The sequence below is a fragment of the Blastococcus sp. SYSU D00922 genome (genome assembly GCF_054050495.1).
Genome location: NZ_JBJGZL010000007.1, coordinates 182546 through 208888 on the forward strand (window position 1 = coordinate 182546; position 26343 = coordinate 208888).

At 74.8% G+C, this 26343-nt stretch carries 26 protein-coding genes; 15 read left to right on the forward strand and 11 right to left on the reverse strand.

Annotated features, from left to right (window positions below; all coding sequences use genetic code 11):
* Window positions 1–3: 3 nt before the first annotated feature.
* Window positions 4–1836, reverse strand: coding sequence for a 4-alpha-glucanotransferase (gene malQ, locus ACI78T_RS12500; protein ID WP_456558421.1), 1833 nt, complete (start codon window positions 1834–1836; stop codon window positions 4–6).
* Between the two features lie 85 nt (window positions 1837–1921).
* Here malQ and ACI78T_RS12505 point away from each other — a divergent pair, with 85 nt between their 5' ends.
* From ACI78T_RS12505 to ACI78T_RS12545, 9 genes are all read left to right on the forward strand, one after another.
* Window positions 1922–2554: a LysE family translocator gene (locus ACI78T_RS12505; RefSeq protein WP_456558422.1), complete on the forward strand. Its 633-nt coding sequence runs from the start codon at window positions 1922–1924 to the stop codon at window positions 2552–2554.
* Window positions 2555–2631: 77 nt separating this feature from the next.
* On the forward strand, window positions 2632–3900 hold the full coding sequence (locus tag ACI78T_RS12510; RefSeq protein ID WP_456558423.1) for a sensor histidine kinase: 1269 nt from the start codon (window positions 2632–2634) through the stop codon (window positions 3898–3900).
* Entirely contained in the window at window positions 3897–4580 is a 684-nt protein-coding gene (locus ACI78T_RS12515; RefSeq protein ID WP_456558424.1) for a response regulator, read from the forward strand. Before ACI78T_RS12510 ends, ACI78T_RS12515 begins: the two co-directional genes overlap by 4 nt.
* A gap of 80 nt (window positions 4581–4660) precedes the next feature.
* On the forward strand, window positions 4661–5482 hold the full coding sequence (locus ACI78T_RS12520) for an alpha/beta hydrolase (RefSeq protein WP_456558490.1): 822 nt from the start codon (window positions 4661–4663) through the stop codon (window positions 5480–5482).
* A complete protein-coding gene (locus ACI78T_RS12525) occupies window positions 5479–6567 on the forward strand; it encodes an acyltransferase family protein (protein ID WP_456558425.1) in 1089 nt (362 codons plus the stop codon). Before ACI78T_RS12520 ends, ACI78T_RS12525 begins: the two co-directional genes overlap by 4 nt.
* Before the next feature lie 51 nt (window positions 6568–6618).
* Window positions 6619–9267, forward strand: a complete 2649-nt coding sequence (locus ACI78T_RS12530; protein WP_456558426.1) for a putative bifunctional diguanylate cyclase/phosphodiesterase — start codon at window positions 6619–6621, stop codon at window positions 9265–9267.
* A gap of 59 nt (window positions 9268–9326) precedes the next feature.
* Window positions 9327–10370 carry a TIGR03885 family FMN-dependent LLM class oxidoreductase gene (locus ACI78T_RS12535; RefSeq protein WP_456558427.1) on the forward strand — a complete coding sequence of 348 codons (1044 nt, stop codon included), beginning with the start codon at window positions 9327–9329 and terminating at the stop codon, window positions 10368–10370.
* Complete coding sequence (locus tag ACI78T_RS12540) at window positions 10367–12037, forward strand: alpha-amylase family protein (RefSeq protein ID WP_456558428.1); 1671 nt, start codon at window positions 10367–10369, stop codon at window positions 12035–12037. Before ACI78T_RS12535 ends, ACI78T_RS12540 begins: the two co-directional genes overlap by 4 nt.
* A 107-nt stretch (window positions 12038–12144) precedes the next feature.
* Window positions 12145–12855, forward strand: coding sequence for an HNH endonuclease family protein (locus ACI78T_RS12545; RefSeq protein WP_456558429.1), 711 nt, complete (start codon window positions 12145–12147; stop codon window positions 12853–12855).
* On the opposite strand, the gene ACI78T_RS12550 is transcribed toward ACI78T_RS12545, so the two are convergent.
* Window positions 12845–13327 (reverse strand): N-acetyltransferase family protein, encoded by a 483-nt coding sequence (locus tag ACI78T_RS12550; RefSeq protein WP_456558430.1) that lies wholly within the window; start codon window positions 13325–13327, stop codon window positions 12845–12847. The genes ACI78T_RS12545 and ACI78T_RS12550 overlap by 11 nt on opposite strands.
* Window positions 13328–13467: 140 nt before the next feature.
* Between ACI78T_RS12550 and ACI78T_RS12555 the strand changes: the two genes are divergently transcribed.
* A complete protein-coding gene (locus tag ACI78T_RS12555) occupies window positions 13468–14004 on the forward strand; it encodes a hypothetical protein (protein WP_456558431.1) in 537 nt (178 codons plus the stop codon).
* Here ACI78T_RS12555 and ACI78T_RS12560 read toward each other — a convergent pair.
* The 5 genes from ACI78T_RS12560 to ACI78T_RS12580 form a co-directional block, all read right to left on the reverse strand.
* On the reverse strand, window positions 13994–14767 hold the full coding sequence (locus tag ACI78T_RS12560) for a sulfite exporter TauE/SafE family protein (protein ID WP_456558432.1): 774 nt from the start codon (window positions 14765–14767) through the stop codon (window positions 13994–13996). The two genes, ACI78T_RS12555 and ACI78T_RS12560, sit on opposite strands and share 11 nt — an antisense overlap.
* Window positions 14764–15528 carry a sulfite exporter TauE/SafE family protein gene (locus ACI78T_RS12565; RefSeq protein WP_456558433.1) on the reverse strand — a complete coding sequence of 255 codons (765 nt, stop codon included), beginning with the start codon at window positions 15526–15528 and terminating at the stop codon, window positions 14764–14766. The genes ACI78T_RS12560 and ACI78T_RS12565 overlap by 4 nt, the downstream gene beginning before the upstream one ends.
* A 61-nt stretch (window positions 15529–15589) precedes the next feature.
* A complete protein-coding gene (locus tag ACI78T_RS12570) occupies window positions 15590–16246 on the reverse strand; it encodes a hypothetical protein (RefSeq protein ID WP_456558434.1) in 657 nt (218 codons plus the stop codon).
* 118 nt (window positions 16247–16364) lie between these two features.
* The gene (locus ACI78T_RS12575) at window positions 16365–17180 is read right to left on the reverse strand and encodes an alpha/beta fold hydrolase (protein ID WP_456558435.1); all 816 of its coding nucleotides are present in this window, start codon (window positions 17178–17180) and stop codon (window positions 16365–16367) included.
* A gap of 44 nt (window positions 17181–17224) precedes the next feature.
* Window positions 17225–19771 carry a DEAD/DEAH box helicase gene (locus ACI78T_RS12580; protein WP_456558436.1) on the reverse strand — a complete coding sequence of 849 codons (2547 nt, stop codon included), beginning with the start codon at window positions 19769–19771 and terminating at the stop codon, window positions 17225–17227.
* A gap of 156 nt (window positions 19772–19927) precedes the next feature.
* On the opposite strand from ACI78T_RS12580, the gene ACI78T_RS12585 reads away from it, so the two are divergent.
* Both ACI78T_RS12585 and ACI78T_RS12590 read left to right on the forward strand, forming a co-directional pair.
* Window positions 19928–20065, forward strand: a complete 138-nt coding sequence (locus ACI78T_RS12585; RefSeq protein ID WP_456558437.1) for a hypothetical protein — start codon at window positions 19928–19930, stop codon at window positions 20063–20065.
* A gap of 109 nt (window positions 20066–20174) precedes the next feature.
* On the forward strand, window positions 20175–21032 hold the full coding sequence (locus tag ACI78T_RS12590; protein ID WP_456558438.1) for an SDR family oxidoreductase: 858 nt from the start codon (window positions 20175–20177) through the stop codon (window positions 21030–21032).
* Here the strand turns inward: ACI78T_RS12590 and mmuM are convergent.
* On the reverse strand, window positions 21029–21931 hold the full coding sequence (mmuM, locus tag ACI78T_RS12595) for a homocysteine S-methyltransferase (protein WP_456558439.1): 903 nt from the start codon (window positions 21929–21931) through the stop codon (window positions 21029–21031). The two genes, ACI78T_RS12590 and mmuM, sit on opposite strands and share 4 nt — an antisense overlap.
* 32 nt (window positions 21932–21963) lie before the next feature.
* On the opposite strand from mmuM, the gene yidD reads away from it, so the two are divergent.
* The 3 genes from yidD to arfB are packed head-to-tail and all read left to right on the forward strand — an operon-like array spanning window position 21964 to window position 23992.
* Entirely contained in the window at window positions 21964–22458 is a 495-nt protein-coding gene (gene yidD, locus ACI78T_RS12600) for a membrane protein insertion efficiency factor YidD (RefSeq protein WP_456558440.1), read from the forward strand.
* A 50-nt stretch (window positions 22459–22508) separates the two neighbouring features.
* A complete protein-coding gene (locus ACI78T_RS12605; protein ID WP_456558441.1) occupies window positions 22509–23531 on the forward strand; it encodes a phosphotransferase in 1023 nt (340 codons plus the stop codon).
* Window positions 23532–23551: 20 nt separating this feature from the next.
* Window positions 23552–23992 (forward strand): alternative ribosome rescue aminoacyl-tRNA hydrolase ArfB, encoded by a 441-nt coding sequence (gene arfB, locus ACI78T_RS12610; protein WP_456558442.1) that lies wholly within the window; start codon window positions 23552–23554, stop codon window positions 23990–23992.
* Here arfB and ACI78T_RS12615 read toward each other — a convergent pair.
* From ACI78T_RS12615 to ACI78T_RS12625, 3 genes are all read right to left on the reverse strand, one after another.
* Entirely contained in the window at window positions 23989–25200 is a 1212-nt protein-coding gene (locus ACI78T_RS12615) for an RNA polymerase sigma factor (protein ID WP_456558443.1), read from the reverse strand. The two genes, arfB and ACI78T_RS12615, sit on opposite strands and share 4 nt — an antisense overlap.
* A 4-nt stretch (window positions 25201–25204) precedes the next feature.
* Complete coding sequence (locus ACI78T_RS12620; protein WP_456558444.1) at window positions 25205–25558, reverse strand: YciI family protein; 354 nt, start codon at window positions 25556–25558, stop codon at window positions 25205–25207.
* 94 nt (window positions 25559–25652) lie between these two features.
* Entirely contained in the window at window positions 25653–26318 is a 666-nt protein-coding gene (locus ACI78T_RS12625; RefSeq protein ID WP_456558445.1) for an N-acetyltransferase, read from the reverse strand.
* Between the last annotated feature and the right edge of the window lie 25 nt (window positions 26319–26343).

The following is a 26343-nucleotide window of genomic DNA, read 5'->3' on the forward strand; positions in this document are numbered from 1 at the left end:
GCGTCAGCCGCGCCCGGCCATCCCGGCGGCGAGGGTGGCGGCGACCTTCTGCAGGAGCGGGTGGTCCGCGAGCTCCTCGACGGGCACCGGCAGGGGGAGCGACCAGTTCGGCCGGTCCGTCGTCCCCGGCATGTTGGGCCGGCGGATCTCCCCGAGCGCGTCGTCCAGGGTGGCCGATAGCAGGGTGGACGGCGCCCGCGCCAGCAGCTCGTGCGCCCGCGTCACGGCGTCCTCGGGGGACGCGCCCTCCTCCAGGCCCGGCAGGTGCTCCAGCAGCGAGGTCCGGCCCCGCTCGAGCTCCTCGTCGGTGCCCGTGCCGTGCTCGCGCTGCTCCTCGACGTCCTCGCCGGTCCACAGCCCCGCCACCGTCGGGAGGTCGTGCGTGGTGATCGCGGCCATCGCCTCGGCGGGCCACTCGGCGGGGTCGTCGTCCTCGAACCAGAGCAGCCGGTAGGAGAGCACGCCGTGCTCGGCCATGGCCTCCCGGACGCCCTCCTCGACGGTGCCGAGGTCCTCGCCGACGACGAGGGCCTGCGCCCGGTGGCTCTCCAGCGCGACGATGTCGAGCAGGTCCTCGGAGGGGTAGCGGACGTAGGCGCCCTCGGCGGCGCTGCCGTCCGACGGCACCCACCAGAGCCGGAACAGCCCCATGACGTGGTCGATGCGCAGCCCGCCGGCACCGGCCATTGTCGCCCGGATCGACTGGATGAACGGCTCGTAGTCGGCGTCGCGCAGCCGCCACGGGATCAGCGGCGGGGAGCCCCAGTCCTGCCCCTGGCTGTTGAACGCGTCCGGCGGCGCGCCCACGCTGACGCCCTCGGCCAGCGCGTCCTGCCAGGCCCACGCGTCGGCGCCACCGCCGGCGAACCCGATCGGCAGGTCCTGGATGACGGTCATGTCCCCGGTCGCCGCGGTGAGTTGCAGGTCCAGCGCCCACTGCAGCCAGGCGTGGAAGGCGACGACGGCGCCGTGCTGCTGGACGTACTCGGCGAGCTCCGGGCTCTCCGGGCGGCGCAGCTCCTCGGGCCAGGTGTGCCAGTCGCCGCCGTGCTCCTCGACGATCGCCGCCCAGGTCGCCCAGTCCTGCAGCGTCCGACCCTGCTCCTCGCGCCACCGGGCGAACGCCTCGCCGCCGCCGTGGGCGAAGAAGATCCGCATGAGGACCTCGCGCTTGCGCGCCCAGATCGCGTCGCGGTCGATCAGCGGGCCGTCGGACAGCGCGCGGCCGGCGTCCTCCTCGAGGTCGACGCCCTCGGCACCGGGGACCTCGGAGACCCGCAGGTACAGCGGGTTGCGGAACCGGCGGGTGGCCGGCAGGTAGGGGCTGGCCTCCTGACCGGCGGTCGGGGCGACGGCGTGCAGGGGGTTGATCAGCAGGAAGCCGGCGCCCTGCTCGGCCGCCATCCGGCGGACCGCGCGCAGGTCGGCCAGGTCGCCGATGCCCCAGCTGTCCCGGCTGCGCGTCGCGTACAGCTGCACCGCCCAGCCCCAGCGGCGGTCCTCGGGCACCCAGCAGCGGCCGGGGGAGACGATGAGCCGGCGGCGGCGCCCCTCCGGGGTCTGCAGCCAGTGGTAGCCCAGGGGGAAGTCCTCGGGCAGCTCGCCGTCCACGTGGCGCACCTCGCCGTCCTCGCAGACGACGTCGGCCTCGTCGATCTCCAGCACGTCGCCGGGACGGGCGACGATCGGCGCGCGCTCCTCGAGGTCGGCCGGTGGCTGCCCGATGACCTCCCGCAGCCGGTCGATGGTCGCCTGCGCGACCTCGTGCTCCTCGTCCAGTGCGTCCAGCCAGCTGGCGTCGATGCCCCACTCGTCGGTGGTCGGTGTCGGTGTCACCGGCTGATCCTCGCCGGGCGGCGGGCGGCGCGCAGAGCGGGCCGGCGTGGTCCCGCTCTCCCGGTGCGCCGTGGAAGATGGCCGGGTGACCGTGGGGAGCGCTGTGCTGGGATTCGCGCTCGTCGCCGCCGCTCTGACGGTGACGCCCGGCCTGGACACCGCCCTGGTGCTGCGCGCCGCGCTGACCCGGAGCCGGCGGGAGGCGGCCGCCACCGCCGCCGGGATCGTCGCCGGCCTGTTCGTGTGGGGCGCCGCCGCGGCGGTCGGCGTCTCGGCGCTCCTCACCGCGTCCGAGCTCGCCTACGACGCCCTCCGCTGGGCGGGTGCGGCCTACCTCGTCTGGTTCGGCGTCCGGCTGCTCGCCCGCGCGGCGCGCCCGACGCGGGCCGGGGCCGCGCATCTGGGTGCCGACGGCGGGTCGGCCTGGCGGGCGGCGCGCCTCGGGCTCACGACGAACCTGCTCAACCCCAAGGTCGGCGTCTTCTACGCCGCGCTCCTGCCGCAGTTCCTTCCCCCCGGCAGCGATCCGCTGCTGGTCGGGCTGCTGCTCGCCGGTGTGCACGCGGTGCTGTCCGTCGCGTGGTTCGCGCTGCTGATCGGACTGGCGTCGCTGTTCAGCCGCTGGCTCCGCCGCCCCGGCACCGTCCGGGCGATCGACGGCGTCACGGGGACGGCGCTGGTCGGCTTCGGGGTGCGGCTGGCCCTCTCGGCACGCTGACCGGGGTAGGGGGTGCCCGCCCGGAGTGCTACCCCAGGGTGACGCACGGGACCGGCGCGGCCTCCTAGGGTCGTCGGGTGCCGACCGCGTACCCGGAAGCCGCAGGTCAGGCCGCCCCCGTCGCCACGGCAGGGCGGGCCGTCGCCGAGGTGCTGTGGACGTCCCCGGGCCCGACCGACCCGCCGTGGCGGACCGGCGTGCGGCGGCTGGACCGGTGGCTGCTGGGAGCCGTCGCCGGCTACGCGCTCGTGGTGGCGATCGTCGCCGCCGGCGGAGTGATCAACGACAGCGGCCGGGCGAACGGCGGGGTGGCGTTCCTGCTGCTCCTGCCCCTGCCGATCGCCGTGGTCCTGGCCCTGTACCGCCCGCTGGACGGGTGGCGGTTGTCCACGATCTGGCTCGTCGCCACCCCGTTCCTGATCCAGGGCGGAGGCGGGGACGTCCCGCTGCTCGAACCCTGGCAGTGGTGCTTCTGGTGCCCCGTGCTCTTCGCCGCGGCCTGGGCGGTCCCGCCGCGCGCCACGCTCGTCGTCGGCGCGCTGTCGCTGCTCGTCGTGCTCACGCTGCCGGGGTGGTCGCCGTGGACCCCGCCGCTCACCTTCGTCCCCGCGCTCCTCGGCGTCGGTGTCCCGCTCGTGGTGGGCGCCAGCCTGGGCGCCCGCCAGCGGGCCGGCCGCGATCTGGCCGCGGAGCAGGTCAGGGCTGCCGAGACGCAGGCCGCGCGCGGAGCGCTCGCCGAACGGGCCCGCATCGCCCGGGAGATGCACGACGTCGTCGCCCACCACCTGTCGCTGATCGCCGTGCGCTGCGAGACGGCGCCCTACCGGCTGGCACCCCTCCCGGAGCCCGCGGCCGGTGAGCTGGCCGAGATCGCCGGCACGGCGCGCGAGGCCCTCACCGAGCTCCAGCGACTGCTCGGCGTCCTCCGCTCCGACGACCAGTCGGCCGAGCGCGCGCCGCAGCCGGGCCTGGGCACGCTGCCCGGGCTGCTCGCCGCCGTCCGGGCCGCCGGCACCGACCTGGAGTGGGACGTCGAACCGGTCGTCGTGCCGGATCTCGTGGGCCTGACCGCCTTCCGCGTCGTGCAGCAGGCGGTCGCCAACGCCGCGCAGCACGCGCCGGGCTCGGCGGTGCGGGTCCGCGTCGTCCGGGACGCGGACGACCTGGTCCTCGAGGTGACCAACGGCCCCGGCGCCGCCCCCGGACGGGCGGGTGCCGGTCTGGGCCTGCAGGGCATGCGGGAGCGCGTCGAGGTGCACGCCGGCCGGCTGGACGCCGGGCCGCTGGCCGACGGGGGCTTCCGGGTCGCCGCCCGGCTGCCGCTCGGAGCCGGGGGAGAACGGTGATCCGCGTCCTGCTGGTCGACGACCAGGACATGGTCCGCGAGGGCTTCGCGGCCCTGCTCGCCGCGCAGCCGGACATCGAGGTCGTCGGCACGGCCGGCGACGGCGCGGCGGCGCTGCGGCTGCACGGCGAGCTGCGGGCGGCCGGGAAGGCGCCCGACGTCGTGCTCATGGACGTCCGCATGCCGGTGCTGGACGGGCTGGAGGCGACGCGGGCGCTGCTCGACCCGCCCTCGGACGACGCGCCCCGGGTGATCGTCCTGACCACGTTCGACCTCGACGACTACGTCTACGACGCGCTGCGGGCCGGCGCGAGCGGCTTCCTCCTCAAGCAGGCGACGGCGGCCGAGCTGCTGCACGCGGTGCGGGTGGTGGCGTCGGGGGACGCCCTGCTGGCGCCCGCGGTGACCCGGCGGCTGATCGCCGACTTCGTGGCGGCGCGCGCCGTTCGCGAGGCCGGGAACCGCCCGGTGCGTCTGGACGTGCTGACCGAGCGCGAGGCGGAGGTGCTGGGCCACGTCGCCCGCGGTGAGAGCAACGCCGAGATCGCGGCGCACCTCTTCCTCGCCGAGCAGACCGTGAAGACCCACGTGAGCCGGATCTTCACCAAGCTGGGGCTGCGCGATCGCGCCCAGGCCGTCGTCCTCGCGTACGAGAGCGGGCTGGTTACCCCCGGCAGCTGAGTACCCCGGTATGCCCGCCGAACGGCTCCCGGGTGTGACGACCCGACCACGCCGTGTGCCTAGCGTCGGGTGCCGTGATCATGCGCTGGGCGGCCCGGTCGGCCGCGCTCTGCCTCGCCTCCGTGCTGCTCGTCGGGCCCGCCGACGCGGCCGTGCCGTCCCGCCTCGGACCCGATCCCCGGTGCGCCGCCGAGCTCGCCGAACGGGTCGCGCCCGCCCGGGTGCTCGGCTGCGATCCGGCCGGACGCGGTCTGGCCGTCGTCGCGATCGGCGACCCCGCCACCGCCGCGCACGTCGCCGTCCTGGTCCCGGGCGCCGACATCGACCTGGCCCGGATCGCCAGCCGGAGCGATCCCGGCCGCCGGCCCCTGGGCTGGGCCGCCGCGCTCGCGGACGCGGCCGGTGAGGACGTGGCGGTCGTGGTCTGGGTCGGCTACGTGACTCCCGAGGGGCTCTCGCTCGACGCGGCCACCGGCCGGCTGGCCCGCGCGGGAGCGGCGGCGCTGGTCCGGTTCCTCGACGACCTGCCGCGCGCGGGGCACCTCACCGTGATCGGGCACAGCTACGGCGCGGTGGTCGTGGCCCTCGCGGCCGGTGAGCTGCCCGCCGACGACCTGGTCCTGCTCGGCAGCCCCGGCGCCCGGGCCTCCTCGGTCGCCGAGCTGGGCACGTCCGCACGGGTCTGGGCGGCCCGGACCGCGGGGGACTGGATCGGCCGTGTCCCGTCGGTGCGGATCGGCGACCTGGGCCACGGGACCGACCCCACCTCGCCCTCCTTCGGCGCCCGCGCGCTGCCGGTCGGCGGGACCGCCGGGCACGACGGCTACTTCCGGCCGGGCTCGGCAGCCGTGGCCGGGCTCGCCGACGTCGTGCTCGGCCGCACCCCGGCGGTGCACCCGTGACGGCGCCCGCCCGTGACCCGGGCCTCGACGTGCTCCGTGGGGGAGCGGTGCTCGGGATCGTCCTCGGGCACTGGCTCGTGACGGCGCCGCTCGCCCCCGACCAGGTCACCGGTGCGGTCCGCCTGGACAGCCCGCTGCGCACGATGCCGGAGCTGGCACCGGCGAGCTGGCTGCTGCAGACGCTCGGGCTCTTCTGCCTCGTGGCCGGGTTCGCCGCGGCCCGGAGCCGGGTCGCCTCCAGGCAGTCCGCCGGCCGGTGGTGGTGGGCCCGGGCGCGTCGGCTGGCCGGGCCGGTTGCCGCGCTGGCCGGAGCGGTGGCGCTCGCCGTCGTCGTCCTGGCCCTCGCCGGTGCGTCGCAGGGCCTGGTGGCCCGGATCGTCAGGATCGTGGCGACGCCGTCGTGGTTCCTCGGCGTCCACCTCGTGCTGTCGGCCGCGACCCCGGCGCTGGTGCGTCTGGACGCACGGGTCGGCGGCCGTGCGGTCCTGGCAGCGGTCGCCGCGGCCGGGGTCCTGGCCACGGTCGCACCGGGGACGGCGCTGATCCCGGCCGCCGTCCTCGCGGGGTGGTGGGTGCCGTGGCAGCTGGGCATCGCGATGGCACGGCGGCCGCTGCGGCCGGCCGTCGCCGCGGTCCTGCTCCTGGCCGGCGCGGCGACGGTGCTCCTGCTCGTCGCCACGGGTGCGGTGCCGCCGACCGCCGTGGGCGTCCCCGGGGCGGGGGAGTCCAACCTCGATCCGCCGTCCGTGGCGACCGTCGCCCTGGCCCTCGCGCAGGGCGGGGCGGCAGCGCTGGTCCTCCCGCTCCTGCGGCGCGGCGGGGGCGTCGCGAGGTCGCTGGCCTCGATCGGCCGCCGGGCCTACCCGGTCTTCCTCCTGCACCAGGTGGTCTTCGCCGGCGTCTGGCTCGGCACCCTGCGGCTGGCGCCGTTGCCGGGACTGCACGAGAGCCCCGGGACGCCCGGGTGGCTGCTCGCCAGGACCGGCTGGCTGCTCGTCCTCGGGGCGGTCCTCGGCGTGGTGCTGGCGGGGCCCGCGGGAGGTCTCACCCGTTGGAGGGCGTCGCCGCCCGCCGGTCTCCAGTGAACCGACCCCCCGGCCGAGGTCCGGAGGAGACAGCGACGAGGGCGGGGGACGATGGACGACGGAGCGGCACCACGACGACGGCGGTTCGCCGGTGCCGGTGCGCTGTCCGCCGTCCTGGCCCTGCTCGTCTGGTACTACGTGCTCGGGGACGCTCCCGCCGCGGACGTCCTCTACCTGCTGGTCGTCTGGGCCGCCGCGGGCGTGGCCTGGTCGGGGCTCCGCGGGCGTGCCGCGGGGCCGGCACCGGTTCTCCTGGCCCTCGGGCTCACCCTGTCGTCCCTGGGCGATCTGCTCTGGCAGACGCTGATCTGGCTCGGTCGCGAACCGGACGTCTCCGTCGCCGACGCGGCCTACCTCGCGGGGTACGTCGCCGTGGCGCTCGGGCTGACCGCGATGGCGGGCGCCGGGGGGCGACCCGGCCGCGAGCGCGTCGACGGCTGGATCGACGCGGTGGTCGTGTTCGTCGCCGCCCTCCTGGTCATGTGGCACGTCTCCATCGCGGCCACGGTGGTCGACACCTCCGTGCCGCTGGGAACCAGGGTGGTCTGGGCCCTGTACCCGGCGTTGGACGCGGCGCTGGTCGCCCTCGTGTTCCGGCTGGTCGTGGGCGATCGGCGGCGGGACGTGGGAGCCCTCGCGGTGGCCGCCGGGGCGCTGTGCTGGTTGGGCTCCGACCTCGGCTACCTGCTGGCCGACGACCAGAGCGAGACCACGGCGCTGCTCGACTCTGGGTGGATGCTCGGCGCGATCCTGCTCGCGCTCGCCGCGCGGACCAGCCGGACCGCTGCCGCCGCCGAGGGGACGGCGGTGCGTGGAAGCGACGGGATCGGACGTCTGGCGGTGTGCCTGGGCGCGCTGCTGGTCCCCGGCACCCTGGAGCTCGCCACGGACCTCGCCGAGGGGCCGGAGAGCCCGCTCACGCTCTACGCGGCCACGACGGTCCTCGTCCTCCTCGTGTTCGCGCGCACCGTGCGCCTCCTGACGGCGGAGGCACGCGCCCGGCAGATGGTGCGCCGCCAGGCGCGGTACAACGCGGCGCTGGCCGCGCACTCGTCCGACGCGGTCGTCGTCCTCGACCGGTCGGGCCGGCTGCTCAGCGACGCGTCGCTGCTGGCCGGTCTGCTCGGCGCCGAGGGCGACCCCGACGGCGGCATCTCCGGCCTCATGGCCCGCACCGGCCTGAACATGGGCGAGGCGCGGGTGGTGTTCGAGCGTGCGCTGGCCGCCCGCGGGTCGGTCGTGAGCGCTGAGCTGCCGCGCCGGGTCGACGGCCGCGAGTCGTGGCTCGGCGTCCGGCTGGTCGACCTGTCCGGCGATCCGGACGTCCGCGGCGTGGTCGTGCACGCCACGGACATCACCGAGCGCAAGCGCGCCGAGCAGACTCTCGCGCACCAGGCCTTCCACGACGGCCTCACCGGACTGGCGAACCGCGCGCTGTTCACCGAGCGCGTCGACCAGGCGCTGCGTCACAACACCCGCCACGACGAGGCGGCGGCCGTCGTGTTCATCGACCTCGACGGCTTCAAGGGCGTCAACGACACCCTCGGGCACGAGGCCGGCGACGTGCTGCTGCAGAAGGTCGCGGACCGGCTGACCGCCGCCGTCCGCGAAGGGGACACGCTGGCCCGCCTGGGCGGCGACGAGTTCGCGATCCTCGTCGAGCAGGTCGGTGACCCGGCGGAGGCGACGGCGACCGGCGAGCGGGTCCTCGCGGCGCTGCAGGAGCCGGTCCGCATCGGGCACAACGTGATCAGCGTGTCCGGCAGCGTCGGCGTCGCCGTCAGCGAGCAGGCCGCCACCAGCGACTCCCTCGTCCGGGACGCCGACATCGCCATGTACGCGGCCAAGGCCGCGGGGCGGGGCCAGGTCGTGGTCTTCGACCCGGACATGCGCGCGGCCGTCGTCGAGCGGCGCGCCATGGAGCGCGAACTCCAGGGCGCCCTGGCCGGCGGGCAGCTCCGGCTCGTGTACCAGCCGGTCGTCGAGCTCGCCGGGAGCACGGTGGTGGGCTTCGAGGCCCTCCTGCGCTGGCACTCGCCGTCGCTGGGGCCGATCGCGCCCGACAGGTTCGTGCCGGTGGCCGAGGACCTCGGCCTGGTCGGGGAGATCGGGGCGTGGGTGCTGCGCGAGGCATGCGCCACCGCCGCCGACTGGCGCCGGCTGCCCGCCGGTCGGGAACTCACCATGGCCGTCAACGTGTCGGCGCTCCAGCTCGCCTCGCCCGACCTGGTCGGGCAGATCGCCGACGCCCTCTCGGCCAGCGGGCTGCCCGCCGCCGCCCTGGTGCTCGAGGTGACCGAGACCGCCCTCGTCCGCGACCCCGACGGCGCCGCGGAGCAACTGGCCGCCCTCAGGGCGCTCGGCGTGCGGCTGGCCCTCGACGACTTCGGCACGGGGTACTCCTCGCTGAGCTACCTCCGTCAGTTCACCGTCGACGTCCTGAAGATCGACCGCTCGTTCATCTCCACCATCCAGACCGCCGAGCTGCCGCCCATCGTCCGGGGCCTGATCGACCTCGGCCGCACCCTCGACCTGGAGATCGTCGCCGAGGGCGTCGAGCTCCCGGTGCAGCGCGACCAGCTGCGGGCCGCCAGCTGCGAGCTGGCCCAGGGCTACCTCTTCGCCGCACCGCTCGAGCCGGTCGACGCGGAGCGGCTGCTGCTCCGTCGGCCCGCTCCGCTGGCCGTCACGGGCGGCTGAACACCGGCGGCGGGGGCATCCGCGTGGCCGCCGCGACGTCATTTCGGTAGGCATGGCGCATGCCGGTGATCGGGTTCCACAACTCCCACGAGCAGGTCCACCCCGCGGCCCTCCTCACCGCCGTCCAGCACGCCGAGGAGGTGGGCTTCACGGCGGCCATGTGCTCCGACCACCTGACCCCGTGGAATCCGCGGCAGGGCGAGTCGGGCTTCGCGTGGTCGTGGCTCGGGGCCGCGATGGCCACCACGAGCCTGCCGTTCGGCGCGGTCAACGCCCCGGGCCAGCGGTACCACCCGGTGATCGTCGCCCAGGCGGTCGCCACGCTCGGGGCGATGTTCCCCGGCCGGTTCTGGGTGGCCCTGGGCAGCGGCGAGGCGATGAACGAGCACGTGACCGGGGACAAGTGGCCGCCGAAGCAGGTCCGGGACGCCCGGCTCCGCGAGTGCGTCGACGTCATCCGGGCACTGCTGGCCGGCGAGGAGGTCACCCACGACGGGCTGGTGACCGTCGAACGGGCGAAGATCTACACGCTCCCGGAGGTGCAGCCGGCCCTGATCGCGCCGGCGGTCAGCGTGGCCACGGCCCGCAACGGCGCCGACTGGGCAGACGGGCTGGTCACCATCAACCAGCCGCACGACAAGCTCCGCGAGATGATCTCCGCGTACCGGGACGCCGGGGGGCAGGGCAAGCTGGTGCTGCAGGTGCACGTCTCCTGGGACCCCGACCCCGACCGGGCGCTCGGCCTCGCGCACGACCAGTGGCGGAGCAACGTCTTCCCGCCGCCGCTGTGCTGGGACCTCGACAGCCCCGAGGCGTTCGAGCAGGCCAGCGCCCACGTCGCGCCCGAGGACGTGACCGGGGCGGTGCGCGTGTCCGCGGACCTCGGCCAGCACACCGCGTGGCTGCAGGAGTACCTGGAGCTGGGCTTCGACGAGCTCTACCTGCACCACGTCGGCAAGGAGCAGCGGCCCTTCCTCGACGCGTTCGGCGAGCACGTGCTGCCGCAGCTCGGCGTGACCGCTCCGGCGCCGGTCGCGGCGATCGACTCGCCAGGGCCGGCGGAGAACCTGCGGCCCTACGTCGACCCGGTGCCCGCGCCGTGAGGATCACCGACACGGCGGATCTGTGGTGGAAGAACGCCGTCGTCTACTGCCTGGACGTCGAGACCTTCATGGACTGGAACGGCGACGGCGTCGGCGACTTCGCCGGCCTGGCGCAGCGCATCGACCACCTCGCCGACCTGGGCGTGACCTGCCTGTGGCTGATGCCCTTCTACCCGACCGCCGAGCGCGACGACGGCTACGACATCACCGACTTCTACGGCGTCGACCCGCGGCTGGGGACGCACGGCGACCTCGTGGAGGTCATCCGGACGGCGAACGACCGCGGCATGCGGGTCATCGCCGACCTCGTGGTCAACCACACCTCCCGGAAGCACCCGTGGTTCCGGTCGGCCGAGTCGTCGAAGGACTCGCCGTTCCGCGACTTCTACGTCTGGCGGTCCGACCCGCCCCCGGACACCTCCGACCAGGTGGTCTTCCCCGACCAGGAGGACAGCATCTGGACGCTGTCGGAGAAGACGGGGGAGTGGTACCTGCACCGCTTCTACAAGGAGCAGCCCGACCTCGACGTCACGAACCCCCAGGTCCGCGACGAGGTCGCCAAGATCATGGGCTTCTGGCTCCAGCTCGGGCTGTCCGGCTTCCGCGTCGACGCCGTCCCGTTCTTCCTCGAGACCCAGGGTGCCGACGACGGCGCGTTCCCGGAGCCGCACCAGTACCTCCGGGCGCTGCGCTCGCTGGTCGGCCGGCGCACCGGCGACGGCGTCCTGCTCGGGGAGGTGAACCTGCCGTACGAGCAGCAGCTGGAGTTCTTCGGCGGCACGGACGGCGACGAGCTGACCATGCAGTTCGACTTCATCGGCATGCAGGCGCTCTACCTCGCGCTGGCCCGGGCCGACGCCGGCCCGATCGCCCGCGCGCTGGAGGGCCGCCCGGGGCTGAACCCGGACTCGCAGTGGGCCACCTTCGTGCGCAACCACGACGAGCTCACGCTGGACAAGCTGTCCGACGAGGAGCGGCAGGAGGTCTTCGCCGCCTTCGGGCCCGAGGAGCGCATGCAGGTCTACGGGCGCGGCCTGCGGCGCCGGCTCCCACCGATGCTCGAGGGCGACCCCCGGCGGGTCCGCATGGTCTACAGCCTGCTGTTCTCGCTGCCCGGCACGCCGGTGCTCTTCTACGGCGAGGAGATCGGCATGGGGGAGGACCTCGACGCCGAGGGACGGCTCGCCGTCCGGACGCCGATGCAGTGGACGTCGGGCCGCAACGGCGGCTTCTCGCCCGCCGACCCGCGGAAGCTGCCCGGGCCGGTGGTTACCGGGGGCTTCGCGCCGGAGTACGTGAACGTCGCCGACCAGCGCAACGACCCGGACTCGCTCCTGTCGTTCATGAAGCTGCTCATCCGCCGGTACCGGGAGTCACCGGAGCTCGGCTGGGGCGGGTTCCAGGTCTTGCAGCACCCGTGTCCCGAGGTGCTGGCCCACCTGTGCACCTGGGACGACGGCGCGCTGGTGGCCCTGCACAACCTCTGCCCGGAGCCCCGCACCGTGCCGCTGACGCTCGAGGGCTGCGACTCCTCGCACAAGCTGGTCGACCTGCTGGAGACGGGCAGCACCTCGGTCGCCGACGACGGGTCGGTGAGCATCCCGCTGGGCGGCTACGGCTACCGCTGGCTGCGCGTCGTCGCCCAGGACAGCCGCCGCCTCGTATGACCGGCCACGGGGGACTTTCTGTACCGAAAGTCCGGGGACTTTCGGTACAGAAAGTCCCTCGGGTGTCGGTCCCGGGAACCGTCGGTGGCCGCTCGTAGCGTCGGGCGGTGCGCCGTTCCGTCCTTCCTGTCCTCCTGGCCGTCCTCCTGTCGCTGACCGGGTGCGAGTTCGAGTGGCAGCTCGAGCCGGGCCCGCCGTCGCCCGCCGCGTCCGTCGGCCAGGGCGACGTCCCCGCGGGAACGCTCGACCCGGCCGCTGCCGCCACCGCGCTCGCCGCGCTCCCGGTCGCCGACAAGGGCACCCTGGACGGGTACGAGCGCGGCTGCGGCGACGGCGAGGGCTGCGTGTTCGGACCGGCGTGGTCCGACGTCGACCGCAACGGCTGCGACCAGCGCAACGACGTCCTGCACCGCGACCTGACCGAGGTCGAGGTGCGCGAGGGGACGCAGGACTGCGTCGTGGTCGCAGGCAGGCTCGACGACCCGTACACCGGTGAGGTCGTGCGCTTCGAGAAGGCCACCGCGGCCGAGGTGCCGATCGACCACGTCGTCCCGCTCGCCGCCGCGTGGGTGCAGGGCGCGGCGGCGTGGACCGACGACCAGCGCGAGGCCTTCGCCAACGACCTCGCGAACCTGATGGCGACGACGCGCTCGGAGAACTCCGCGAAGGGTGACTCGACCGCCGACGAGTGGGTGCCGAGCGACCCCGCCTACGGCTGCTCCTACGCGACGGTCGTGGTGACCGTGAAGTCCACCTACGCCCTGTCGGTCACGCCCGCGGAGGCCGACGCGCTGGAGTCGCTGCTCGCTACCTGCTGAGGTCGCGCGCCATCAGGACGTCGTCGACGTAGCGCCCGCCCAGGAAGAACTCCTCCCGCAGCACGCCCTCGACGACGAAGCCGCACGACGCGTAGAGCGCCCGGGCCGGCGCGTTGCCCCCGAGGACGCGCAGGCCCAGCTTGCGGGCGCCGCGCCGCCGGGCCTCGTCGACCGCCGCCTCCACCAGCCGCCGGGCCACTCCCTGGCGCTGGCACGCCGGGTCGACGGTCAGCCCCTGGACGTGCAGCACGTGCCGGTTGCACTCGAGCGGCGTCGGGTGGCCGAGCCCCGCGTAGCCGACGGGCCGGCCGACCTGCTCGGCGACGAGCACGTCGTCGGGGGTCCGGCGCTCGAAGAAGTCGGTGTCCTCGGCCCACAGCGGCACGACGGCGTTCTCCACCGACCAGGTGGCCCGGTCGAGGGCGACCAGACGGGGTCCGTCGGCGGGCACTGCGGGCCGGATGCTGATCACCGGGCCAGTCTGCCCGGGTGGGTCCGGGGGAGCGCCGCGTGGTACCCGGCGTGGCATCACGCAGCGTGCGCGGGCCGCCGGGGCGCCGTCCGGGGCGCGGGCGACGGGTGCGCCTAGCGTGGCGGACGAGGTGATCAGCGATGAGTGAACGCAACGGAAGCACGTCCGTCGGGACCGGCACGGCCGAGATCCCGGTCGTCCGGCCCGCCGCCGAGGTGCCCCCACCGCCGGCGGCGGAGCCGACCCCGGCGCCCGAGACGCGCGAGGAGGAGGTCGCCCCGGGTCTGCAGCCGACGGCGCCGGTGACGGTCCGTCCGCGGCCGCGCATACCCCGCCGCGGACCGCTGACCGTGATGGGTCCGTGGGCACCCGTGGCCGGCGGCCTGCTCGGCCTGCTGCTCGGGGTGGTCGTCGTCCTGCTGCTCGCCGGGACGGCGGAGAGCTTCGAGGACCGCCTTGCGCTCGCCTTCGTGGTGCTGGGGCTGGGGATGCTGGGCAGCGCGGGCATCCTGCTCGCCGACGAGGTGCGGATGATGCGGCAGCGGGCCCGCGAGGCGACGGTCCGGCCGCAGTGGGTGGAGGCGACGGCGGGACTGCTCAACGGCGCCACGCCCGCCCGGCTGCTGCTGCTGGCGAGCGGGTTCGTGCTCTTTCTGGCGGCCTACGTCAGCCGCTGAACGCCTGGATGGCCAGGTGCACGGCGAGCCCCAGGCCGGCGATCGCGATCACCCGTCGCAGCCCGGCCTGGGGCGCGCGCCGGACGACGGCCGGTCCGATGCGGCCGCCCACCAGGCAGCCGATCGCCAGGGGGATGACGGCCGACCACGCCACGGACGTGAACAGCACGTAGCCGACCGCGGCGACGGCGTTGGCCACCCCGAGGATCACGTTCTTCATCGCGTTGCCCCGGGGGAGCCCTTCGCCCGTGCCGAGCAGGTAGAGGGCCAGGAGCAGCACTCCGGCGGCCGCGCCGAAGTAGCCGCCGTAGATGGCGACGACGAACGTCCCGAGAGGGAGCCAGCGGGGGTCGTGGGCGCCGGGGCGGTGGTGCTCCGCTCCCCGGGCGGCCAGGTCCCGCGGTGGTCGCTGCACCAGGATGGCCGCCGACGCCCCGGCGATGAGGAACGGCACGATCCGCTCGAACGCCTCCGACGGCGTGAGCAGCAGGAGGACCGCACCGGCGATCCCACCCAGGACGGCGGCGACCGCCAAGGGCATGAGGCGGCGGAGCTGCCCCTTCAGCTCCGGTCGGGAGGCGCTGACCGACCCGACGCTGTTGAGGACGAGCGCGACGGTGTTCGAGACGTTGGCGGTGACCGGCGGGATGCCGGTCGCCAGCAGCGCCGGGTAGCTGATCAGCGACGCCAGGCCCGCGATGCTCCCGGTCAGGCCCGCCCCGATGCCGGCGAGGACGAGGAAGCCGAACTCCCAGGTGCTCACCGGCGCACCAGCACCACGATGGCGACGACGCCCAGCACCACGATCGCCGTCCGCAGGACCCCGGCGGGCAGGCGGCGGCCGTACCGGGAGGCGACCGCGCCGCCCGCGAGCGAGCCGACGGCGAGCAGCCCCGCGGCGGCCCAGTCGACCCGGTCGGTGGCGACGACGACGTACGCGGCCGCCGCGACCGTGTTGACGGTCAGCGTCAGCACGTTCTTCAGCGCGTTGAGGCGCTGCAGCGACTCGCGCAGCAGGAACCCGAAGATGCCGATCTGGAGGACGCCCTGGCTGGCGGCGAAGTAGCCGCCGTAGGTGCCCGTCGCGTACGCACCGGCGAAGAGGGCGGCCAGGCGCCCACCCCGCACCGGGGCGCCGGGCCCCTCGGGAACCCGGCGCTGCAGCACCGGCTGCACCGCGACCAGCACGACGGCGATCCCGATGAGCACCGGCACGACGGCCTCGAAGGTCGCCGCGGGCAGGTGCAGCAGCAGGAAGGCCCCGGTCAGGGCGCCCAGCACCGAGGCGGGCATGAGCCGCAGGAGCAGCCGCCGCTGGCCGCGCAGCTCGCGGCGGTAGCCGATCGAGCCGCTGAGGTTGCCGGCCACGAGGCCGAGGGAGTTGCTGATGGTCGCCGGCACGGGCGGCAGGCCGACGGCCAGCAGGACCGGGAAGCTCACCAGGGTCCCCGAGCCGACGACGGCGTTGATGCCACCGGCGGCCACACCGGCGGCCGCCACCGCGAGCATCTCCCAGCCGGTCATGCGGACATCGGGTCGAGCCTGACACGGCGGGAGGGGCCGCCGCCCGCGGTCGGCCGGTCGATCAGCTCACAGTCGGATCACCGGCCAGTGTCACGCGCGGCGGCGTGAGCATCGCCTTGAGCGCCCCCAGGAGGCCGAGCACGGGGACCGCGACGGCGCACCACAGGCCGGGGCCGAAGCGGTCGGGGCGCCAGCCGGCGGCGGAGACCAGGAGCACCACCGCCGCGGTGGCGGCCAGCGCGACGGCCAGCGCCAGCACCCCGAGCATCCGGTGGGCGCGGGCGGGCACGAGCAGCGCGAAACCGAGCAGGACGAGCAGTCCGCCGCACAGCACGACGGCCAGCGGCTCCCACACGCCCCGGTGTGCCGACTCGGCGAGCCCCGCGTCGAGGGCCTCGCCGCCGCGTCGGACCAGGGTCAGGCCGGTGGGGCCCTCGCCCGGGGACCACGCGAGCAGGAGGCTGACGTTGGCCGCCACCCCGGCGAGCACCAGCGCCGCGGCGCCCACCGGCTCCGATCGGCGGACGACCGTGAGCCCGGGTTCCGGCAGGTCCCTCGCGGCGTCCTCGGGCACGGCCTGCCTCGGCGCGGTGTCGCCCACCCGCTCGGCCGGGAAGCCCAGGATCGTCGGCTCGCTGACCGGGACCTCGACCCGCGGTGCGCGCCTGCGCGAGGTACGTCGTCCGGAGTCGCTGGGCTGCTGCAGGCGCTGGGTCATCGGGTCCTCCGACGCGCGACGCGGCGCGGGGAGACCGCCGCTGAGGACGAGGTTAGAGCCGCGGAGGGCCGCCCGGCGACCGAAACGGCACGGCTCCGGACGGATCCCGGCGTGTCGCTCAGGACCCGGGCGTCGGCGCGTCGAGGAACGTCGTCACCACGTCGAGGACCAGAGCGGTCCGGGCGAGGCCGTGGAAATGCGTGGTGCCGGGGAAGACGGCCAGCTGCGACGCCGGCACGCCCACGAAGTCCCCGTTCACGTCGCCTCCGCGCAGGCGCAGGAACCGGACGGCGTGGTCGAGGGTCACCATGTCGCAGTCGCCCACCGTGATCAGGGTCGGGGCGGCGATGCCCTGGATGTCCGCGTCGGACCAGCCCGTCGATCCCTCGTCGAACGTCCCGAGCTTGTCGAGCAGGTCCTGCAGCTTCTCGGGGTGGGGCGACTTCGCGCGGTAGGCCGCCTCCATCGGGGTGCCGGCGAGCATGTCGACGGTCATCCCGCCGACGGCTTCGCTGTTCTCCGGACGGTCCCCGTCGGGGCTGAAGGACACCGACGACACGACCAGCTTGCGGACCAGTTCCGGGTGCCGGACGGCCAGGTGCAGCGCCACCGCGCCGCCGACGCTGAACCCGAACACGTCGGCCTGCTCGACGTCCAGGTGCCGCAGCAGGCCGAGGACGTCGGAGGCCAGGTCCGCGGTCCGCAAGGGCCGGTCGACGTCGTTGGTCCGCCCGTGGCCCTGGAAGTCGGCGGCGATCACCTGGCGCGTCACGGACAACCCGGGGATCAGCTCCCCGAACTGCTGGTCGATGTCGAAGAGCCCGCCGTGGAGCAGGACGAGCGGGGTGCCCCCTGCGCCGTGGACCTCGTAGTACATCCGCAGGTCGCCGAGCGGGGCGTATCCGGACTGCGGCGTGGTTCCCGGGGTCGGCACGGCGGAAGTCTGGCGGCCGGGGCCGCGGGAGGTCAACGACGCGCCTAGTCCTTGCGGCCCGCGTCGACCAGGCGGAGGACCGCCGTGCCCTCCTCGTCCGAGGCCTGGAGATCGACCTCGACGTCGAGGCCCCAGTCGTGGTTCCCCTCGGGGTCGTCGAGGATCTGCCGCACCCGCCAGACGCCCGGCTCGTCCTTGTCGACGATCAGGAGGGCGGGACCGCGGGCGTCCGCCCCGGTCCGCACCTCGTCGTGCTCCTCGAAGTAGGCCCGGACGACCTCCTCCCACCTGTCGGCGTCCCAGCCGGAAGGGGAGTCCAGCTCGCCGAGGTCGTACCAGCGGCGTCGGGCGAACAGCTCGACGCGGCGGAACAGCGCGTTCCGGACCATCGCGGTGAAGGCCCGCACGTTGCCGGTCAGCGGTCGCGGCCGCGCCGGGACGGCGACCTCGGCCACCGGGCCGTCGTCCGGGTTGGTCAGCGCCTCCCACTCGTCGAGCAGCGACGAGTCCACCTGGCGCACCAGCTCGCCCAGCCACTCGACGAGGTCGGTGACCTCCTCGGTCCGGGCGGACGCCGGCACCCCCGACCGGAGCGCCTTGAAGGCGTCGGAGAGGTAGCGCAGCACCGCACCCTCCGACCGGGTCAGGCCGTAGGTGTTCACGAACTCCCGGAAGGTGAACGCCTGCTCCCACATCTCCCGGACGACGGACTTCGGCGACAGCTGCGCGTCGGCGGCCCAGGGGTTGGTCTGCCGGTAGACGTCGTAGGCGTGGCCGAGCAGCTCCTCGAGGGGCTTGGGGTAGCCGACCTCCTCGAGCAGCTCCATCCGCTCCTCGTACTCGATGCCTTCGGCCTTCATCTGCGCGACGGCCTCGCCCTTGGCCTTGTTCAGCTGGGCGGCGAGGATCTGGCGCGGATCGTCGAGGGTCGCCTCGATCACGCTGACGACGTCCATCGCGTACGTGTCCGAGGCCGGGTCGAGCAGGTCGATGGCGGCCAGCGCGAAGGTCGACAGCGGCTGGTTGAGCGCGAAGTCCTCAGGCAGGTCGAGGGTCAGGTCGTAGCGGCGGCCGTCCGGCTCCGGCTCGGGCAGCCGCTCCAGGACACCGGCCTGGAGCAGCGACCGGGCGATGCCGATCGCCTCGCGGATCAGCCGCAGCTGCCGCTTGCGCGGCTCGTGGTTGTCGGTGAGCAGCCGGCGCATCGCCGCGAACGGGTCGCCGGGCCGGTCGACGACGTCGAGCACCATCGCCGTCGTCACGCGCATGTGGCTGGTCAGCTTCTCCGGCTCGGACTCGATCAGCCGGTTCATCGTCGCCTCGCTCCAGGGAACCATGCCCTCGGGCGCCTTCTTGCGGACGAGCTTGCGCCGCTTCTTCGGGTCGTCCTCGACCTTGGCGAACATCTTGAGGTTCTCGACCTCGTGCTCGGGTGCCTGGACGACCACGGTGCCCGCGGTGTCGTAGCCGGCCCGACCGGCCCGCCCGGCGATCTGGTGGAACTCGCGCACCTGGAGCAGCCGCATGCGGGTGCCGTCGTACTTCGACAGCGCGGAGAAGACGACGGTCCGGATGGGCACGTTGATGCCGACGCCGAGCGTGTCCGTACCGCAGATGACCTTGAGCAGCCCGGCCTGGGCCAGCTGCTCCACCAGGCGCCGGTACTTGGGCAGCATGCCGGCGTGGTGGACGCCGATCCCGTGGCGGACCAGCCGGGACAGCGTCGTCCCGAACGCCGAGGAGAACCGGAAGCCGCCGATCATCTCGGCGATCGCGGCCTTCTCCTCCTTGGTGGAGACGTTGACGCTCATCAGCGCCTGGGCCCGCTCGAGCGCCGACGCCTGGGTGAAGTGGACGACGTAGACCGGCGCCTGCTTCGTGTCCAGCAGCTCCTGGATCGTCTCGTGCATCGGCGTCGTCGCGTAGTAGTGGTGCAGCGGCACCGGGCGCTCGGCGTTGGCCACCAGCGCGGTGGGCCGGCCGGTGCGCCGGGTCAGGTCCTCGCGCAGCGAGGTGACGTCGCCGAGCGTGGCGCTCATCAGCAGGAACTGCGCCTTCGGCAGCTCCAGCAACGGCACCTGCCAGGCCCAGCCCCGGTCGGGGTCGCCGTAGAAGTGGAACTCGTCCATCACGACGAGCCCGATGTCGGCATCGGCGCCCTCGCGCAGCGCGATGTTGGCGAGCACCTCGGCGGTGCACGCGATGATCGGGGCGCCGGGGTTCACGCTGGCGTCGCCGGTCAGCATGCCGACGTTGGCGGCGCCGAAGACCCCGCAGAGCGCGAAGAACTTCTCGCTCACCAGAGCCTTGATGGGCGCGGTGTAGTAGCTCCGCCGACCGCCGGCCAGGGCGGCGTACTGGGCGCCGGTGGCCACCAGCGACTTGCCCGACCCGGTGGGCGTGGCCAGGACGACGTTGGCGCCGCTGACCAGCTCGATCAGCGCCTCCTCCTGGGCCGGGTACAGCACGGTGCCGCCCGCTTCGGCCCAGGCGGCGAAGGAGGCGAACAGCTCGTCGGCGTCGTCGCCCTTCGCGCGGAGGGCGGTCAGGTCGGCGGCGTCGTCGAGCAGGGGAGGGGCGGTGGTCGTCATCAGGAGGAACAGCGTGCCCGACGCCGTCCGGCTTCCCGCGCACCGCCCGGGCGGGGCGAATTCGGTCACGAAGCGGTAACGGAACCTCAGGATCTGCATAGCTGACGCCGAGATGGAGAGAAGGTGAACAGCAGGTGAACGAAAGGTGGATGGACGATGCGCGATCTCGGATGCCCGGAGTGCCGGTGGGTTCCCGTCGTGGACGGCAACGGCAGGCGGCGGCTGGAGATGCGCTGGCAGCTGTCCGGCTCCGTGACGGCGATCCGCGCCGCGGAGGTCGCGCGGGCGGCCTGAGCCACCCCGCCGGGTTCCCCTCCAGGTTCCCGGTAGTCCTCGCCGGGTAGCGCGCGGGAGAGTTCCGGGCCGCAGGGGTCCGGGCACCCGCGCACGCACCGGAGGACCCATGTCGTCGCCCCGCCCCGAGAGCCAGCCCGCGCAGAAGCAGGACGTGCCCGGCGTGCTCGGGAAGATGGACCCGAAGCCCGACCACGGCGAGGAGAGCTACCGCGGCTCCGGGAAGCTGACCGGCAAGGCCGCGGTGATCACCGGTGGCGACAGCGGCATCGGCCGGGCCGTCGCGATCGCCTTCGCCCGCGAGGGCGCCGACGTCCTCATCTCGTACCTGAACGAGCACGAGGACGCGCAGGACACCGCCAAGTACGTCGAGGAGGCGGGGCGGAAGTGCGTCCTGGTGCCCGGTGACATCTCCGACCGGGCGCACTGCAAGACGATCATCCCGAAGGCCGTCGAGGAGTTCGGGAAGGTCGACATCCTGGTCAACAACGCCGCCTTCCAGATGAGCCACGACACGCTCGACGAGGTCTCGGACGACGAGTGGGACCACACCGTCGCCACCAACCTCACCGCCATGTTCGTGCTGACCAAGGACGCGATCCCGCACATGCCGCCGGGCGGGGCGATCATCAACTCGTCGTCGGTGAACTCGGACATGCCGAGCCCGAACCTGGCGCCCTACGCCATGACCAAGGCGGGCATCGCCAACTTCACCGCGAGCATGGCGCAGATGTACGCGGACAAGGGGATCCGGGCCAACAGCGTCGCCCCGGGCCCGATCTGGACGCCGCTGATCCCGGCGACCATGCCCGAGGAGAAGGTGGAGAGCTTCGGGCAGCAGGTGCCGATGGCCCGTCCCGGTCAGCCGGCCGAGCTCGCGCCGGTCTACGTCCTGCTCGCGAGCGACGAGGCGTCCTACGTCTCGGGCGCCCGGGTGGCCGTCACCGGGGGCAACCCGATCCTCTAGCCGCGCAGCTCTGCCGCGATCCGCCCGACGTCGGCCGGGCGGACGCGGCAGCACCCGCCGACCAGCCGAGCGCCGGCGGCGGTCCAGGCGGGGACGTCGTCGGGTGACACCCCGGGCGGCCCGGTCCACCGCCGGGCGGCGGCGTCCCAGGTCTCGCCGCTGTTCGGGTAGACGACGACCGGCCTGCCGGCGACCGCCGCGGCGGCGACTGTCGGACCGACGGCGGAGGGCGCCGTGCAGTTGACCCCGACCGCGACGACGGCGTCGACGTCCGCGGCCATGGCGAACACGTCGGCGGCCCGCTCGCCGCGCCGGGTCAGGGCCACGCCGTCGTCGTCGACGACGGTGGTCAGCGACAGCCAGACCGGGACGCCGAGGGCGTCGGCCTCGGCGAGGAGCGCCTCCGCCTCGGCCGCCGCGGGCACCGTCTCGCAGGCCAGGACGTCGGCCCCGGCGGCGGCGAGCAGCTCCATCCGTGGCCGGTGGAACGCGCGGAGGGCGGTCACATCCACGTCGGCGACGTACGCGCCGGTGTACTCCGAGCCGTCGGCCAGCATGGCGCCGTAGGGCCCCACTGATCCCGCGACCCAGCCCGCACCGCCCTGGCCTTCGCGGGCCAGCGCCACTGACGACGCGATCAGCCGCCGCGCCTCGTCCGCGCCCACCCCGGCCGCGGCGAAGCCCTCGACAGTCGCCTGGTAGCTCGCCGTCGTCGCCACCTGGGCGCCGGCCGCGGCGAAGGCGGCGTGCGCGGCGACGATCGCTGTCGGGTCGTCGCGGAGGAGGCGGGCCGACCACAGGGCGGACGAGACGTCGTGCCCGCGCGACTCGAGCTCCGTGGACAGCCCGCCGTCAAGGACGACCGGTCCGGTGGCGAGCGCCTCGGGCAGGGATGGCATGCCCACGATCATCCCGCGGTACTGCCCTCCCCATGGTGTTCATCTGGAGCAGTGGCTGGGGCCCGCGCCGCCGCCGTCCGCGACGTGGGTACGGCGGCTACGGCCGCCCACCGGGCTACGGCTACGGCCCGCCACCCGGCTACGGGTACGGCTACGGGCGCCGCGACGACGGCTGCCTGCGCGACCTGCTCCTGCTCAACACCGGCTGCTGCCTCGCGAACGCGATCGGCTGCGGCACCGACTCCTTCCTCCTCGCACCTGCCACGGTGCGCGAGGTCCGGCGCAGCGGCACGGGGGAGCGGGGCACGCGGCTCGCCGACCGGATGGTCGCGGCGGTGCGGGTCTACCAGCGGCAGATCAGCCCGAGGCGCCCGCCCTGCTGCTCCTTCGCGCCCACGTGCTCTGCCTACGCCGTCGAGGCGCTGGAGCGGCACGGCGCCCGGCGCGGGTCCTGGCTGACGATCCGCCGGCTTGTCCGGTGCCGGCCCGGCGCGACCGGTGGTGCCGACCCGGTCCCGAACGGCTGACGTCCGGAAACGGCGTGCGCCCGGGTGAGCGGGTCGCCTAGCGTCGCCGGGTGCGCACCGGTGAGGACGGGACGACGGGCGGCGCCACCTGGCGCGACGCGGCCTGGCGCGCCGCGGCCCTGGAGTGGGCGGCCGGGCAGCTGGCCGGCGCGGGGCTCGCGCTCGCCGGCGAGGCGGAGCAGCCGCACGTGCGCGCCTGGTCGACAGCCTTCCGCCTCCCCGTGCGCGGAGGCGGAGCGGTCTGGCTCAAGGCGGTAGGTCCGGGGTCGGCGCAGGAACCGGTCCTGGCCGAGGCGCTGGGGCGCTGGGCGCCCGACCAGGTGCTGGTCCCGCTGGCCGTGGACCCCGCGCGCAGGCTCCTGCTGCTCCCCGACGGCGGCCGCACCCTCCGGCAGAGCGGTCCCGACCTCGCGGGCTGGGCGGCGATGCTCCAGGCGTATGCCGACCTGCAGCTCCGCCTCGTGCCCCACGCGGACGCCATGCTCGCGGCCGGCGTGCCCGACTGCCGGCCGGAACGTCTGCCCGGACTGGTGGACGACCTGCTCGCCGACGACGAGGCGCAGCTCTCCGGCCGTCCGGGCGGGCTCCCGACCGACGAACGGGCAGCCGTGCAAGCTTCGCTCGGCCGGTTCGCCGACGACTGCGATGCCCTGGACGACGGCGGCATCCCCGCCACGCTGCAGCACGACGACCTGCACGACGCGAACGTCTTCGTGACCGGCGGCGGGTACCGCTTCTTCGACTGGGGTGACGCCTCAGTCGCCCACCCCTTCCTGAGCCTGCTCGTCAGCCTGCGGATGGCCGGCCGCGCCCTGGGCCTGCCGGACGGCGACCCCGCGCTGCGCCGGCTGCGCGACGCCTACCTCGAGCCGTGGTCGGCCTACGGCAGCCCTCGGGAGCTGCGGGAGCAGTGCGGCGCGGGGCTCCGGGTCACTCCGCTGGCCCGTGCCCTCACCTGGCGCCGCATCCTGCGCGGCGTGCACCCCGGGGAGCGCGCCGAGTGGGCCGGCAGCGTGCCGGGCTGGACGGCGGAGCACCTGGCGCCGGGCCCGCTCGACGGGGTGCCCGCGTGAGGGTCGGCGACACTGTGCGCATGCCGGCCACCGACGACGCCTCCGGTGACCTCGCGGTCACCGGCTCCCTCGTGGTGCCGGCGGGTGCCCTGAGCTGGCGGTTCTCCCGGTCGTCGGGCCCCGGGGGACAGGGCGTGAACACCGCGGACTCCCGCGTCGAGCTGTCGGTTGCCCCGCTGGAGCTGCCGGGGCTGAGCGAGGCGCAGCGCGCCCGGCTGGCGTCCCGCCTGGGAGCCCGGCTGGTCGACGGCGTGCTCACCGTCGCCGCCAGCGAGCACCGGCAGCAGCTGCGCAACCGGCAGGCGGCCCGGGACCGGCTGGCCGCCGTGCTGCGGGCCGCGCTCGCGCCCCCGCCGCCGAGCCGCCGGCGCACCCGGCCGACCCGCGGGTCCCAGGAGCGTCGGATCGAGGCGAAGAAGCAGCGCGGCCAGCTGAAGAAGCAGCGCCGTTCCTGGGACTAGCCCAGCTCCGCCAGGCGCCGGCGCAGGAACCGGCGCTCGGTCTCGTTCCCGCTCCGCTCGATCGCCGCGGCGTACGCCTCGGCCGCCTCCGCCCACCGGCCGAGCCGCCGGAGCAGGTCGGCCCGCACGGCGTGGAAGACGTCGAGCCGGTCGAGGTCGAGGGCGTCGACCAGCGGCAGCGCGGCCGCGGGACCCCGGACCTCCGCGATGGCGACCGCCCGGTTGAGCGCGACCACCGGGCTCGGCGCCACGGCCATCAACTGGTCGTACAGCGCGAGGACCTGGTGCCAGTCGGTGGGCCCGGGGTCGCTGTGGACCGCGTTGATGGCGGCCTGCAGCTGGTAGGGGCCGGGCCGGTTGCGGCGCAGGCACGCGCGCACCAGGTCCTGGCCCTCGGCGATCAGCGACCGGTCCCACAGCTCGCGGTCCTGGTCGGCGAGCAGCACCAGCTCGCCGTCCCGGTCGACGCGCGCGGAGCGGCGGGCGTCGGTGAGCAGCATCAGGGCGAGCAGCCCCACCACCTCCGGCTCGTCGGGCATCAGCTCGGCCAGCAGGCGCCCGAGCCGGATCGCCTCCGCGCAGAGGTCCTCGCGCACCAGCCGGTCCCCGGACGAGGCGCTGTGCCCCTCGGTGAAGACGAGGTAGACCACCGCCAGCACCGGGGGGAGCCGGTCGGGCAGCTCCGCCTCGCGGGGCACCCGGTAGGGGATGCGCGCGTCGCGGATCTTGGCCTTGGCCCGGACCAGGCGCTGGGCCATCGTCGCCTCCGGCACGAGGAAGGCGGCCGCGATCTCGGCGGTGGTGAGCCCGCCCAGCAGGCGCAGGGTCAGGGCGACCTGCGCCTGCGTGGACAGCGCCGGGTGGCAGCAGGTGAACACCATCCGCAACCGGTCGTCGGGCACGGGACCCTCCTCCTCGGCCGTCGGGGTGTCGTCGCGGAGCAGCGCCGCCTGGCGGTACCGGTCGGTGCGGGTGCTCTCCCGGCGGAGCCGGTCGATCGCCCGATTGCGGGCGGTCGTGACGATCCAGCCGGCCGGGCTCGGTGGGACGCCGTCCTGAGGCCAGCGCCGGACGGCGGTCAGGAACGCGTCCTGCACCGCCTCCTCGGCGGCGTCGATGTCGCCGAGGAGGCGGGTGAGGACCGCGACCGCCTTGCCGGAGTGCTCGCGGAAGACCCGCTCGAGCTCCGTCGCGGCCGGCGGCGTCACACCGTCAGCCCTCGGTGTCGTAGAACGGCCGGACCTCGATCGGGATGGTGGTCGCGTGTACGAGCCTGCGTCCCCACTCGAGCGCGGCGTCGAGGTCCGGGACGTCGATGACCGAGAAGCCCCCGACGTGCTCCTTGCCCTCGACGAACGGGCCGTCGGACACCAGGACCTCGCCGTTCCGCGGACGCAGGGTCGTGGCGGTGGCCGGCGGGTGCAGTCCGCCGCCGAACACCCAGATGCCGGCGTCCTGCATCTGGTGGTGGAGGGCGTCGACGTCCTTCATGATCTGCTCGAGCTGCCCGGGCTCGAGCCCCGGACCGGTGCTCGGCTCGACCACGGTCATCAGGTACTTCGGCATGGCGTTCCTCCTCGGGGCGGCGCCGACCTCGTGCCGGTCGCTCACCCCCTGTACGAACGGGTGCCGGCCGGATCGACACCCCCGCACAGGATTTCTAGCCGGTCAGCAGCCGCTGAGGTTGCCGCACGAGGACCCAGACCGGCAGCTCGTCGTCCGTCGTCCGCAGCTCGGCGGTGACCTCGAACCCGAACCCGCGCAGGAAGCGCACGTTGGCCCAGCCGAATACCGCCGTCGCGGCGAGCGTCTTCTCCCTGTCGCACCGGACGAGGACCGGGGCCAGGACGGCCGCCGCGAGGCCGCGCCGCCGCGAGCTGGGGCGCACGCCGAGGTGCAGCAGCCACCAGTGCGGCTGCTCCGGGCGGTGGGACGCGATCAGCGCCGTGGTGTCCCGGACGACGCCCGTCCGGTGCGCCGACAGGTGGGGGAACTCGCTCGCCAGGGCGGCGCGCACGTCGGCCGGCAGCGGGGCGGTGCCCTCGGCCCCGGGCGGCGGCTCCCAGACGGCGACGGCGTCGACGTCGTCGGTGACCCAGGCGGTGCGGGTGGCCACACCCCTGTGGCCGGCGTCCAGCTCGTGCAGCCGGGTCAGCCGCTGCATGCGGCCGTCGTCGGGCAGCGCCCAGCGGGTCCAGCGGGAGTCGGCGAGGGCGACGGTGAGCGTGGCGGCGATGCGCGGCACGTCGCGCTGCTCGGCGGGACGGACGTCGGGACCCTCCTCGTCCGGGGAGTCGATCCGCCGGATGGTGGGGCCCTGGGTCACCCCGGCATCCCACCACGCCCGGAGA